The 13,426-nt window shown below is 67.4% G+C and carries 9 protein-coding genes; 1 reads left to right on the top strand and 8 read right to left on the bottom strand.

The window, feature by feature from the left end; translation table 11 throughout:
* Positions 1–18: 18 nt before the first annotated feature.
* From ACFSDF_RS05385 to ACFSDF_RS05360, 6 genes are all read right to left on the bottom strand, one after another.
* On the bottom strand, positions 19–930 hold the full coding sequence (locus tag ACFSDF_RS05385) for a cation diffusion facilitator family transporter (RefSeq protein WP_377156563.1): 912 nt from the start codon (positions 928–930) through the stop codon (positions 19–21).
* A gap of 160 nt (positions 931–1,090) precedes the next feature.
* On the bottom strand, positions 1,091–2,284 hold the full coding sequence (tuf, locus tag ACFSDF_RS05380) for an elongation factor Tu (protein ID WP_167005708.1): 1,194 nt from the start codon (positions 2,282–2,284) through the stop codon (positions 1,091–1,093).
* A 74-nt stretch (positions 2,285–2,358) separates the two neighbouring features.
* Positions 2,359–4,467: an elongation factor G gene (fusA, locus tag ACFSDF_RS05375; RefSeq protein ID WP_167005711.1), complete on the bottom strand. Its 2,109-nt coding sequence runs from the start codon at positions 4,465–4,467 to the stop codon at positions 2,359–2,361.
* Between the two features lie 80 nt (positions 4,468–4,547).
* Positions 4,548–5,018 carry a 30S ribosomal protein S7 gene (gene rpsG, locus ACFSDF_RS05370; protein WP_167005713.1) on the bottom strand — a complete coding sequence of 157 codons (471 nt, stop codon included), beginning with the start codon at positions 5,016–5,018 and terminating at the stop codon, positions 4,548–4,550.
* A complete protein-coding gene (gene rpsL / locus ACFSDF_RS05365) occupies positions 5,018–5,392 on the bottom strand; it encodes a 30S ribosomal protein S12 (protein ID WP_167005716.1) in 375 nt (124 codons plus the stop codon). The genes rpsG and rpsL overlap by 1 nt, the downstream gene beginning before the upstream one ends.
* A 316-nt stretch (positions 5,393–5,708) precedes the next feature.
* Positions 5,709–6,998, bottom strand: coding sequence for a hydroxyacid-oxoacid transhydrogenase (locus ACFSDF_RS05360; RefSeq protein WP_167005719.1), 1,290 nt, complete (start codon positions 6,996–6,998; stop codon positions 5,709–5,711).
* Positions 6,999–7,249: 251 nt separating this feature from the next.
* On the opposite strand from ACFSDF_RS05360, the gene ACFSDF_RS05355 reads away from it, so the two are divergent.
* The gene (locus ACFSDF_RS05355; RefSeq protein WP_167005722.1) at positions 7,250–8,326 is read left to right on the top strand and encodes a hypothetical protein; all 1,077 of its coding nucleotides are present in this window, start codon (positions 7,250–7,252) and stop codon (positions 8,324–8,326) included.
* Here the strand turns inward: ACFSDF_RS05355 and ACFSDF_RS05350 are convergent.
* Together ACFSDF_RS05350 and ACFSDF_RS05345 are read right to left on the bottom strand one after the other, a co-directional pair.
* Complete coding sequence (locus tag ACFSDF_RS05350) at positions 8,290–9,381, bottom strand: acyltransferase family protein (RefSeq protein ID WP_377156558.1); 1,092 nt, start codon at positions 9,379–9,381, stop codon at positions 8,290–8,292. The genes ACFSDF_RS05355 and ACFSDF_RS05350 overlap by 37 nt on opposite strands.
* A 125-nt stretch (positions 9,382–9,506) precedes the next feature.
* Complete coding sequence (locus tag ACFSDF_RS05345) at positions 9,507–13,385, bottom strand: DNA-directed RNA polymerase subunit beta' (RefSeq protein ID WP_167005728.1); 3,879 nt, start codon at positions 13,383–13,385, stop codon at positions 9,507–9,509.
* Between the last annotated feature and the right edge of the window lie 41 nt (positions 13,386–13,426).

Genomic DNA, 13,426 nt, shown 5'->3' with positions numbered 1-13,426 from the left:
GGTGCGTACTGGGGATCGTCACCGGTGGGTGTGCTGCTCGGTCTCCGCGTGCGCGGCCGGCTCGAGCTGGAACGTCGAATGCTCGACGTCGAAATGGTCGGACAGGCAGCTGCGCAGGCGGTCCAGCACGCTGTGGCCCGCATCGGTGTCGAGCACGTCGTCGTCGACCACGACGTGGGCCGACATCACAGGCATGCCGGACGTGATCGTCCAGACGTGAAGGTCGTGCACGTCGACGACACCCGGCACCTCCGTCATGTGGGTCCGCAGCTCCTCGAGATCCAGCCCACGAGGCGTCGACTCCAGGAGGACGTCCACGACATCGCGCAGGAGCCCGAACGCACGAGGCAGGATGAGCGCGGCGATGACGAGGGACGCCACCGGGTCGGCGTCGTACCAGCCGGTCACCGCGATCACGCCCGCGGCGACGATCACCGCGACCGAGCCGAACGCATCGCCGAGCACCTCGAGGTAGGCACCCTTGACGTTGAGGCTCTCCTTCGCCCCGGCCCGCAGCACCAGCAGGCCGACCACGTTGGCAGCCAGGCCGAGAACGCCAGCGCCGAGCATGAAGGGTGAGTCGATGTGAGGCGCGTCGCCGAGGCGACCGATCGCCGACACCACGATCCATACGCACAGCACGAGCAAGACCAGGCCGTTCGCGCCTGCGGCGAGGATCTCGGTGCGGTGGTTGCCGAACGTGCGTCGTGGGCTGCCTGCCCGCTGGGCGACCGTGACCGCGATGAGCGCCATGACGAGCCCGAACGTGTCGCTCAGCATGTGTCCGGCATCGGCGAGCAGAGCCAGGCTCCCGGTCAGCACCGCGACGACGACCTCGACGAGCAGGACCAGGACGGTCAGGCCGAGGACGAAGGCCAGCCGCGGCCGCTGCCGAGCCGACGGCGTCCCGTGCGCATGGTCGTGTCCCACGCCCTCACGATACGTCGCCGGCACCCTTCTTCGCCGTGACCAACGCCCCATTCGTCCAGGGGAAGTCGGCCACGGGGCGTACGACGAGGGCCCCGCCCTGCTTGTCAGCAGGACGGGGCCCTCGTGCAGAGATCGAACCCGGGTCAGACCCGGGACCGGATCACTTGTTGATCTTGGTGACGCGACCAGCGCCGACCGTACGACCACCCTCGCGAATCGCGAAACGAAGACCCTCGTCCATCGCGATCGGCTGGATCAGCTGAACCGACATCTCGGTGTTGTCGCCCGGCATGACCATCTCGGTGCCCTCAGGCAGCGTGACGACGCCGGTGACGTCCGTGGTGCGGAAGTAGAACTGCGGGCGGTAGTTGTTGAAGAACGGCGTGTGACGGCCGCCCTCCTCCTTCGACAGGATGTAGACCTGGCCCTCGAACTCCGTGTGGGGAGTCGTCGTGCCCGGTGCGATCACGACCATGCCGCGCTCGACGTCCTCGCGCTTCGTGCCACGAAGCAGGAGGCCGACGTTCTCGCCTGCCTGGCCCTCGTCGAGGAGCTTGCGGAACATCTCGATGCCGGTGACGGTCGAGGTCTGCTTCTCCGGACGGATGCCGACGATGTCGACGGTGTCGTTGAGCTTGACGATGCCGCGCTCGATACGACCCGTGATGACGGTGCCGCGACCGGTGATCGTGAAGACATCCTCGACCGGCATGAGGAACGGCTTGTCCGTCTCACGCGGGGGCTCGGGGATGTACTCGTCGACAGCGTTCATCAGCTCGAGGATCGACTCGCCCCACTTGGCGTCGCCGTTGAGCGCCGGGAAGGCGGCCACACGGACGACCGGGACGTTGTCGCCGTCGAACTCCTGATCGTTGAGGAGCTCACGGACCTCGAGCTCGACGAGCTCGATGAGCTCCTCGTCGTCGACCATGTCGCACTTGTTGAGCGCGACGACCATGGCCGGCACGCCGACCTGGCGCGCGAGCAGCACGTGCTCGCGGGTCTGCGGCATCGGGCCGTCGGTGGCGGCGACCACGAGGATCGCGCCGTCCATCTGAGCCGCACCCGTGATCATGTTCTTCACGTAGTCGGCGTGCCCCGGGCAATCGACGTGCGCGTAGTGACGGTTCTCGGTCTGGTACTCAACGTGAGAGATCGAGATCGTGATACCGCGCTGGCGCTCCTCAGGAGCCTTGTCGATCTGATCGAAGGCCGAAGCCTCGTTCAGGTCGGGGTACTTGTCATGCAGCACCTTGGTAATCGCCGCGGTCAGCGTCGTCTTACCGTGGTCGATGTGACCGATGGTGCCGATGTTCATGTGCGGCTTAGTCCGCTCGAACTTCGCCTTAGCCACTGGGGCTCCTCCTCGATTGAATGATGCTTTGCGCCGTGCGGTTGAGCTGATCGAAGCCTAGGTCAGGCCAGCGATCACTCGCCCCTGGCCTTCTTGATGATCTCTTCTGCGACGCTCTTGGGAACCTCGGCGTAGGAGTCGAACTCCATGGAGTACGACGCCTGCCCCGACGTCTTCGACCGGAGGTCTCCGACGTATCCGAACATCTCAGAGAGCGGAACGAGTGCCTCGACGACCCGGTCACCGGACCGTTCCGTCATCTGCTGGATCTGTCCACGGCGAGAGTTGATGTCGCCGATGACGTCGCCCAGATAGGACTCAGGGGTGGTGACCTCGACCTTGAACATCGGCTCGAGGAGCACCGGGTCTGCCTTGCGTGCCGCCTCCTTGAACGCCATCGAACCGGCGATCTTGAAGGCGAGCTCGGACGAGTCGACGTCGTGGTACTGACCGTCGGTCAGCGACACCTTGACGTCGACCATGGGATATCCGGCGAGAACGCCGAACTCCATGGCTTCCTGCGCGCCCTCGTCGACGGCGGGAATGTACTCCCGCGGGACGCGTCCACCGGTGATCTCGTTGACGAACTCGTAGCCGCCCTCGCCACCAACGACCGGGCCCGTGGGCTCGATGCTGATGAGGACCTTGGCGAACTGGCCCGAACCACCGGTCTGCTTCTTGTGGGTGTACGAGACCTTGTCGACCTTGCGCTTGATGGTCTCGCGGTACGCGACCTGCGGCTTGCCGACGTTGGCCTCGACGCGGAACTCGCGCTTCATGCGGTCCACGAGGATGTCCAGGTGCAGCTCGCCCATACCGGCGATGATGGTCTGCCCGGTCTCCTCGTCGGTGTGGACCGTGAACGTCGGGTCCTCCTCGGCGAGACGCTGGATCGCGATGCCGAGCTTCTCCTGGTCGCTCTTGGTCTTGGGCTCAATGGCGACCTGGATCACCGGAGCCGGGAAGGTCATCGACTCGAGCACCACCGGGTTGCTCGGATCGGCCAGCGTCTCACCCGTGGTGGTGTCCTTGAGACCCATCACGGCGACGATCTGGCCGGCGCCGACCGACGCGATCTCCTCACGCTTGTTGGCGTGCATCTGGTAGATCTTGCCGATCCGCTCCTTGCGGCCCTTGACGGAGTTCAGGACCTGGGTCCCGGCCTCCAGGCGGCCCGAGTAGAGACGGACGTAGGTCAGCTTGCCGAGGTGCGGGTCGGCCGCGATCTTGAACGCCAGGGCGGAGAAGGGCTCCTCCTCGCTGGGCTCACGCATGATCTCGGTGTCCTCGTCGCCGACCTTGTGACCGGCGACCGAGCCGACGTCCATCGGCGAGGGGAGGTAGTCGACGACCGCGTCAAGCAGGGGCTGGACGCCCTTGTTCTTGAACGCGGTGCCGCACAGGACCGGGACGATCTTGTCGGCCAGCGTGGCGCGACGGATCGCGGCCTTCAGCGTGTCGACATCGATGTCCTCGCCCTCGAGGTAGAGCTCCATGAGGTCGTCGTCAGCGGTCGCGACGGTCTCGATGAGCTTCTCGCGGTACTCGGCGGCCTGGTCGGCGAGCTCGGCCGGGATCTCCTCGACCGTGTAGTCCTCACCGATCTCGGTCTCGCCGCGCCACGTGAGCGCGCGCATGCCGACGAGGTCGACGACACCGAGGAAGTCCGACTCCGCACCGATCGGGATCTGCAGGACCGCCGGGTTGGCGTTCAGGCGCTCGACGATCGTGTCGACGCAGTAGAAGAAGTCGGCACCGGTGCGGTCGAGCTTGTTGACGAAGCACATCCGCGGCACGCGGTACTTGTTGGCCTGGCGCCAGACGGTCTGCGACTGCGGCTCGACACCGGCGACGCCGTCGAACACGGCGACCGCGCCGTCGAGCACGCGCAGCGAGCGCTCCACCTCGACGGTGAAGTCGACGTGACCAGGCGTGTCGATGATGTTGATCTGGTGGTTCTTCCACCAGCAGGTCGTCGCGGCGGACGTGATCGTGATGCCGCGCTCCTGCTCCTGCTCCATCCAGTCCATCGTGGCTGCGCCCTCGTGGACTTCACCGATTTTGTAGGTGATGCCGGTGTAGAACAGGATGCGCTCGGTCGTCGTCGTCTTGCCCGCATCGATGTGCGCCATGATGCCGATGTTGCGCACCGTGGCGAGGTTGGTGGTGATGTCTACGGCCACCTTGGCTGACTTCCCTTGCTGTCGTGAGTCGAATCAGGCGATGAGTGCCGCAGGCCCGCGGACGGGCCGGCGGCACCTCGTCACCAGCGGTAGTGGGCGAAGGCCTTGTTGGCCTCGGCCATCTTGTGCGTGTCCTCACGCTTCTTGACGGCGCCGCCGAGGCCGTTGCTGGCATCGAGCAGCTCGTTCATCAGGCGCTCCGCCATGGTCTTCTCGCGACGCTCGCTGGAGAACCGGACGAGCCAGCGAAGGGCGAGGGTGTTCGCGCGGACGGCGCGGACCTCGATCGGAACCTGGTAGGTCGCACCGCCGACGCGGCGGGACTTGACCTCGAGGGTCGGCTTGACGTTGTCGAGTGCACGCTTGAGCGTGATGACCGGGTCGGTGCCGGTCTTCTCGCGGGTGCCCTCGAGCGCGGAGTAGACGATGCGCTGCGCGACCTGCTTCTTGCCGTCCTCAAGCACCTTGTTGATCAGCTGCGTGACCAGAGGGCTCGAGTAGACGGGGTCGGCCTCGATCGGGCGCTTCGGCGCGGGTCCCTTGCGCGGCATCAGCTCTTCTCCTTCTTCGTCCCGTAGCGGCTGCGAGCCTGCTTGCGGCTCTTGACACCCTGGGTGTCCAGCGCGCCGCGGATGATCTTGTAGCGGACACCCGGGAGGTCCTTCACACGACCGCCGCGCACGAGCACGATGGAGTGCTCCTGCAGGTTGTGGCCCTCACCGGGGATGTAGGCCGTGACCTCGATCCCGCTGCTCAGACGAACACGAGCAACCTTCCGCAGCGCGGAGTTCGGCTTCTTCGGCGTCGTCGTGTACACGCGGGTGCACACTCCACGGCGCTGCGGCGAACCCTTCAGGGCGGGCGTCTTGGTCTTCGCCACCTTGTCCTGACGGCCCTTTCGGACCAACTGCTGGATCGTTGGCACTACATGCTTCTTTCTGCTGTCCGGCTCTTGAGTCGTGCGGTTTTCGTGCGGCCTCCCCCGCAGGCGTCGCCCTGGGCGTCGCGCCTCAGGCGCGACGCCACCGCGACGTGCGATGGTAGGTGGTGCTTCTCGTGGCCCTGCACCCGTCCGTACCCCGGCTCCGGAGAACCAGTCGTACGAATCGACCGACGGTGTGGTGACACACGAATCGGTGCACGCGGACAGTGAGTCCACGGCACAATGTCCAAGACTACCGGGTGGCCGGTGAGGGGTCAAAACGGGTCCGACCTGCCCTGTGTACAGCCGAGCATCAGCCTCACCACAGGGTGAGGGAACGCTCGAAGATGCCCGTCACGTCTTCGGGCCCGACGGGCTTGGGCGCGGTCGCGAGGAGCCTCTGCTGCTTCATCGTTCCTTCGACGAGCGCACCGATATCGGCCTTGTCGAAGCCGACGGCGCCGACGCCCGCCGGGATGCCGATGTCGCGCATCAGGCGCACGAGGACGCTCGGCAGGAAGTCGGCGAGGTCAGCGGGCCGCTCGGCCGCCGGGTCGAGCAGCTCGGCGGCGCGGACGTGACGTTCGGGCGCTGCGTCGAAGGTGAAGCGGAAGGCCTCGGGGGCCGTCAGCGAGACCGCCATCCCGTGGGGCACCATCGCCTCGTCCTGCGGGTATCCCTCCGGACGGAAGTCGCGCACCTGTCCGGCGATCGGATAGGCGTTCGCGTGCGGGATGTGGACGCCGGCGTTGCCGAACCCCATCCCCGCGAACGTCGCCGCCAACGCCATCTCCTCTCGCGCCGGGACGTTGCTGCCCTCGCGGACCGCCGTACGGAACGACGATGCGAGGAGGCTCAGCGACTTCTCGGCCCACATGTCAGAGATCGGGTTGGCGCCGCAGTACGGGACCCGCTGCTCGGGACGCTTGCGCTCGTACGAGCTGAACGGTCGCGCGGTAAAGCTCTCGAGCGCGTGGCACAGGATGTCCATGCCGCTGGCCGCGGTGACGCCCGCCGGCTGGCTCAGCGTGAGCTCGGGGTCGATGATCGCCAGCTCGGGTCGCAGCCTCGGGTGGCTGATGCCGGTCTTGACGTGCTGGGCGAGGACGTCGAGCACACAGATGGTGGTGCTCTCGCTGCCCGTCCCTGTCGTGGTCGGGAGCGCGATCAGCGGCAGCAGCGCCTTGGCCGGGGCGCGGCCGGCACCGACCGGGACGTTGAGGTAGTCCATGAGGTCGCCGTCGTTGGTCGTGAGCAGGTTCACCGCCTTCGCGGTGTCGATGCTGGATCCACCGCCAAGGGCCACCACGGCGTCGAACGGGCCGTGGGCGCGGGCGAAGTCGATCGCGTCGTTGAGGCTGGCGTCGGTCGGCTCCACGTGCGTGTCGGCGTACACGACGAGCTCGACGGACTCGGCCGCCACCTGCTCCGCCACGCGTGCGGGGATGCCCGTCGCGTCCAGGCCGCGGTCGGTGACGAGAAGGGCCCGCCGCACGCCCAGCGACGCGAGCTCGTAGCCCAGCTCGGCGCTCGCACCGGCACCGAATTTCAGCCGTGGCGATCCGTACGTGAAGATGCTCTCGGGTGTCGTGGGGGCAGAGAACGACATCGGCGCTCCTCAGGAGTGTGCGGACACGGCAGCGGCGGCGGTGTTGCGTACCTGACAATACGGCGCCACGGGCACTTGTTCGACACACGACGTCGTTGCCCTAGGGTGATCGGGGTTCTGACTCGGAGGTGAACGGGATGTATCGGTCGGTCGTTGTCGCGGCTCTCGCGACGGCCGTGGCTGTTGGTCTGTCGGGGTGCAGTCCCCTCACACCCTCACCACCGGACCCCACCGAGAGCACCCACGCCGGCTTGAAGGTCGACGTCGGCCAGCACGAGACCTTCGCAGGCACTCCCATCGCGTTCTCGCTCACCGTCCCGGAGGGCACGACCCAGCTGGGACCTCTCGTACGCCGCCGCAGCACGACGCTGCTCGCCGCCTACGCGCCGGTGCTCGTCGAGGCGCAGCGTCGGGCGGCGATCGAGGCCGCCGCCGAGGCCGCCGAGCATCCCGAGGAGACGACGCCGACCCCGACCGAGCCTCCGAACCCGCTTCCGACGGACGACACCTTCTCGCTTCTCGAGGAGGCGCCCGAGCCTGACACGACGACGTCGCTGCTGCGCGTCGACGGCGACCCCGGCGAGGCCTTCTCGGAGGTGATCGGCCAGGTCGCCACCCTCGTCCCGGAGCTTCAGCTGGACCCGGAGGAGTGGTCACGCTTCTGCACGGTCACGAACGACCTCTACAGCGGTTGCGACCTCGACGTGACTGGTCGTACGACCGAGGACCTGGGCGTCCGCGTGATCGCGACGGTCGACCCAGGCAACATGCGGACCAAGCAGTCCCCCGCCGGCTCGCAGGGCAAGCCTGTGATGACGGTGACCGTCATCCAGACCGACCCGCCCGACATGCGTCCGGTGTGGGAGGCCCTCGACGAGAGCACCGACACGCCGGGCGAGGGCGAGCGCCCGGAGGTCCCCGAGCCCACCCCGGTCCCCGCCACCACGACTCCCCTGCCCGCCGCTCCCGCGGTCGAGGCGAAGTGGCCGGAGTTCCCGGTGTCGCGTCCGGTCACGACCGGCGGCACCCTGGGGACGGATCGCTGGACGCTGCGCGAGGACTCGGCGCTCCTGCTCTCCGGCGACCACCCGTTGTTCGACAGCCTGCTGGTCGAGCGAGGCGTCAACGCCGACGCGGTCGCCCGAAGCTACGTGCTCGCCTACAGCACGGCCGGCGCCCCCACCCAGGACGTCATCGAGGACCGCACCGAGATCAGCACCACCTACCGGGCCGTGACGCCCAAGGGTGGTCCGACCGTCTCGGCGACGTTCACGCAGGCAGGGCGCGGCAACTACATCGCGCTGTTCTTCACGCCGCCCGCGCGCTGATCCCTGAACGCCCATCGCAGTTGAGGGGTCACCACGGGGCTGACCAACCGCGCGACCGGCGCTGACATCAGCGCCGTGCCGAGGAGCACCGAGCCCACGAGGACGACGGGCACGGACAGCGCGCCCCAGGTGGCCAGCGCGCTGAACACGCCCAGGTGGGCCAGCAGGATCAGCACGAACCCGTGCAGGACGTACGCATTCATCGTGTGGCGTCCGAGGTCGCTGGTACGGTCGCGCCGAGCCGGCACGACAGAGAGCACCGCCGCGCTCAGCGCGAACCCGGTCACCAGCAGGCCTGCGCGCGTCGCCAGCCCGCCGAAGGCGTCCGCATCCAGCGGCGCGTCCGCGTAGGCGTCGCGCCAGTACAGCCACGAGACGTACCAACCCTCGTGGCGCAGCAGGCACCAGCCGAGCGTCCCGGCGAGGGCGACCACCGACGCGACCCGCACCGCGGGACGGCGCAGCAGCGCGAAGTGCTCGGGGCGCAGGTACATCCCCGCGACGTAGAACGGCAGCAGGCCGAGGATGCGGTGGATCGACAGCACGTCACCGACCTCCCACAGCCCGGCGACCAGGCTCACCACGACGGAGACGAGCACCGGAGCGCGGACGACGCGCCACACCGGCGAGGACAACCGCCACACGAACAGCGCGATCAGGAACCACGTCGACCATGCCGGATCAAGCAGGTTGACCGCCAGCGGCTCATCGTCGAGCAGGGCGCGGAACCCGTCGAGCGCCACGTTGAGTCCCACGTACGGCAGCACGAGGCTCGTGAGCATCGCGCGTACCTGCTTGGGAGACCCTTCGTACCGGCGGGCGACGTAGCCGGAGATCAGCACGAAGGCCGGCATGTGGAACGCGTAGATCCACGTGTAGGTGCCGCGGGCGTCCGGAACGTCGAGCAGGTACTGGAGGCCGTGGCCGGCCACCACGAGGAGCATCACCCAGTAGCGGGCGTTGTCGAGGAGAGGGTCGCGGGCCTTGCGGCGCTCCACCGGGGTGCTCGAGTCGGCGGTCGCCGCAGCGGGGGGCTGGATCAGCGTCGTAGACATCGCCCCGACGTAACCAGCCGATCCTGAGCATGCCCTGAGAGCACCTGAGAAGTGTCCTGTGGGAACGCACGAGGGCCCCGGGAGCGGAAAGATCCGCTCCCGGGGCCCTCGTCAGACCTCGTACGTCAGCCCGAGAAGCTGCCGAAGTCGAAGTCGTCGAGCGCGACCGACTGGCCTCCGGTGTTGCCGAAGTCGTAGTCGTACGTCTCGTAGCCGGTGACCGCGTACGCGGCCTGGCGTGCCTCTTCGGTGGGCTCCACCCGGACGTTGCGGTACCGCTCGAGGCCGGTGCCCGCCGGGATCAGCTTGCCGATGATGATGTTCTCCTTGAGGCCACGGAGCTGGTCCGACTTGCCCTGGATCGCCGCCTCCGTGAGGACGCGGGTCGTCTCCTGGAAGGACGCCGCACTCAGCCACGACTCGACCGCGAGCGAGGCCTTGGTGATGCCCATCAGCACCGGACGGCCGGAAGCCGGTTGCCCGCCCTCGGCGACGACGCGGCGGTTCGCCTCCTCGAACGTCGCACGATCGTGCAGGTCGCCCGGCAGCAGCGTGGTCTCGCCCTGGTCGATGACCGTGACGCGACGCAGCATCTGCCGCACGATGATCTCGATGTGCTTGTCGTGGATCGCCACGCCCTGGCTGCGGTAGACCTCCTGGACCTCGTCCACGAGGTGCTCCTGCGCCCGACGGACGCCGAGGATGCGCAGGACCTCCTGCGGATCGGGCGTACCGTGCGTGAGCTGCTGTCCGACCTCGACCTCCTCGCCGTCCGCGATCAGCAGACGCGAACGCTTGGAGACTGGGTACTCGTGCGGCTCGGACCCGTCGTGCGGCACGACGACGATCTTGCGCGCCTTGTCGCTGTCGTCGATCTGGACCCGACCGGCGGCATCCGAGATCGGCGCGCGGCCCTTGGGCTGGCGGGCCTCGAAGAGCTCGACGACACGCGGCAGACCGTGCGTGATGTCGTCACCGGCCACACCACCGGTGTGGAAGGTACGCATCGTCAGCTGGGTGCCGGGCTCACCGATCGACTGGGCCGCGATGGTGCCGACGGCCTCACCGATGTCGACGAGCTTGCCGGTCGCCAGCGAACGGCCGTAGCACTTCGCGCAGGTGCCGGTCTTGGCGTCGCAGGTCAGGACCGTACGGACCTTGATCTCGTCGATGCCCGCCTCGACGAGCGCCGCGATCTCGGGGTCACCGAGGTCGCCGCCGGCCTCGACGAGCACCTCACCCGTCTTGGGGTGGGTGATCTCCGTGGCGGCGTTGCGCGCGTAGGCGGAGGTCTCGACGTTCTCGGCGAGGATCAGGCGTCCGTCGTCGAGGCGCTCGGCGATCCGTTTGGGCAGACCACGCTCGGTGCCGCAGTCCTCCTCACGGATGATGACGTCCTGGCTGACGTCGACCAGGCGACGCGTCAGGTAGCCCGAGTCGGCCGTACGCAGAGCGGTGTCGGCCAGGCCCTTACGAGCGCCGTGGGTCGCGATGAAGTACTCGACGACCGACAGGCCCTCACGGTAGTTGGCCTTGATCGGGCGCGGGATGATCTCGCCCTTCGGGTTGGCCACCAGGCCTCGCATCGCGGCGATCTGACGCATCTGCATCATGTTGCCGCGGGCACCGGACTGGATCATCATCCAGATCGGGTTGTCCTCGGTGAAGGTCTTCTCCATCTCGGCGGAGACCTCGTTGGTCGCCTGGGTCCAGATCTCGATGAGCTCGCTACGACGCTCGTCATCGGTGATCAGTCCGCGCTCGAACTGCTTCTGGACCTTGGCTGCCTGGTCCTCGTACGTGGCGAGGATCTCCTGCTTGCGCTCCGGGGTGACGACGTCCTCGATCGAGATCGTGACGCCGGACCGGGTCGCCCAGTGGAAGCCTGTGTCCTTCAGCGCGTCGAGGGACGCAGCGACCTCGACCTTGCTGTAGCGCTCGGCGAGGTCGTTGACGATCACGCCGAGCTGCTTCTTGCCGACCTGGTAGTTCACGTACGCGTAGTCGACCGGGAGCGCCTCGTTGAAGAGCACGCGACCCAGCGTCGTGTCGAGCGTGAGCGGCTGGCCGACGCTCCACCCCTCGGGGACCTCGACGTCCTCGGGCGGGACGACCTCCGGGAAGCGGATCTTGACCTTGCTCTGCAGCGTGATGTCGCCGCGGTCGAACGCCATCCGTGCCTCGGCGGCCGACGAGAAGGCACGTCCCTCGCCCGGATGTCCGTCACGCTCGAGCGTGAGGAAGTACAGCCCGATGACCATGTCCTGCGTGGGCATGGTGACCGGACGGCCGTCAGCCGGCTTGAGGATGTTGTTGGTCGACAACATGAGGATGCGGGCCTCGGCCTGCGCCTCGGCCGACAGCGGCAGGTGGACGGCCATCTGGTCACCGTCGAAGTCGGCGTTGAACGCCGAGCACACGAGCGGGTGGATCTGGATGGCCTTGCCCTCGATCAGCTGCGGCTCGAACGCCTGGATGCCCAGTCGGTGCAGGGTGGGCGCACGGTTGAGCAGCACCGGGTGCTCGGCGATGACCTCTTCGAGGACGTCCCACACCTCGGCGCGCGCACCACGCTCCACCATGCGCTTGGCCGACTTGATGTTCTGGGCGTGGTTGAGGTCGACCAGACGCTTCATGACGAACGGCTTGAACAGCTCGATCGCCATCTGCTTCGGCAGGCCGCACTGGTGCAGCTTGAGCTGCGGGCCGACGACGATGACCGAACGGCCCGAGTAGTCGACGCGCTTGCCGAGGAGGTTCTGGCGGAATCGACCCTGCTTGCCCTTGAGCATGTCGGAGATCGACTTCAGCGGGCGGTTGCCCGGTCCGGTGACCGGGCGACCACGACGGCCGTTGTCGAACAGCGAGTCGACGGCCTCCTGGAGCATCCGCTTCTCGTTGTTGACGATGATCTCCGGCGCACCGAGGTCGAGCAGTCGCTTGAGCCGGTTGTTGCGGTTGATCACGCGGCGGTAGAGGTCGTTCAGGTCGCTGGTCGCGAAACGTCCACCGTCGAGCTGGACCATCGGGCGCAGCTCCGGCGGGATCACCGGGACCGCGTCGAGCACCATGCCGGCGGGGTTGTTGTCGCCGGTCATGAACGCCGAGACGACCTTGAGCCGCTTGAGGGCACGCGTCTTGCGCTGGCCCTTGCCGGTCGCGATCGTCACCTTGAGGCTCTCGGCCTCTGCCGGGAGGTCGAAGTCCTGGAGGCGCTTCTGGATCGCTGCCGCGCCCATGTAGCCCTCGAAGTACTTGCCGAAGCGGTACGTCATCTCGCGGTAGAGCAGCTCGTCGCCCTCGAGGTCCTGGACCTTGAGGTTCTTGAAGCGGCTCCAGACCTCGTCGAGACGGTCGATCTCACGCTGCGCGCGGTCGCGGATCTGCTTGACCTCGCGCTCGGCAGCGTCCTTGACCTTGCGCTTGGCGTCGGCCTTGGCGCCCTCTGCCTCCAGCGCGCCGAGGTCCTCCTCGAACTTCTTCATGCGCTGCTCGATGTTGTTGTCGCGACGCGACTCGAGGTTCTTGCGCTCGACGTCGATCTTGGCCTCGAGCGAGGGCAGGTCGCGGTGGCGAGCATCCTCGTCGACGCGCGTGATCATGTACGCAGCGAAGTAGATGACCTTCTCGAGGTCCTTCGGGGCGAGGTCGAGCAGGTAGCCGAGGCGGCTGGGCACACCCTTGAAGTACCAGATGTGGGTGACCGGAGCGGCGAGCTCGATGTGGCCCATGCGCTCACGACGCACCTTGGAGCGGGTCACCTCGACGCCGCAGCGCTCGCAGATAATGCCCTTGAAGCGGACACGCTTGTACTTGCCGCAGTAGCACTCCCAGTCCCGGGTGGGACCGAAGATCTTCTCGCAGAACAGACCGTCGCGCTCGGGCTTGAGCGTGCGGTAGTTGATCGTCTCGGGCTTCTTCACCTCACCGTGCGACCACGCACGGATCTGGTCGGCGGTGGCAAGGCCGATCTTGAGCTGATCGAAGAAGTTCACGTCGAGCACGTTGTCTTCTTTCCTTCGTGATGAAAAATCTGTAGACGAGG

It is taken from the genome of Mumia zhuanghuii, assembly GCF_042681565.1.
GTDB lineage: Bacteria > Actinomycetota > Actinomycetes > Propionibacteriales > Nocardioidaceae > Mumia.
The sequence above is the reverse complement of the archived record's forward strand: the minus strand, read 5'-3'. Positions and strand labels throughout refer to the sequence as shown.

What these genes read in the sequence shown, in the direction of transcription:
- rpsG (WP_167005713.1), bottom strand. Translation starts at nt 5,018, where the DNA reads ATGCCGCGCAAGGGACCCGCGCCGAAGCGCCCGATCGAGGCCGACCCC.
- ACFSDF_RS05360 (WP_167005719.1), bottom strand. Translation starts at nt 6,998, where the DNA reads ATGTCGTTCTCTGCCCCCACGACACCCGAGAGCATCTTCACGTACGGA.
- ACFSDF_RS05350 (WP_377156558.1), bottom strand. Translation starts at nt 9,381, where the DNA reads ATGTCTACGACGCTGATCCAGCCCCCCGCTGCGGCGACCGCCGACTCG.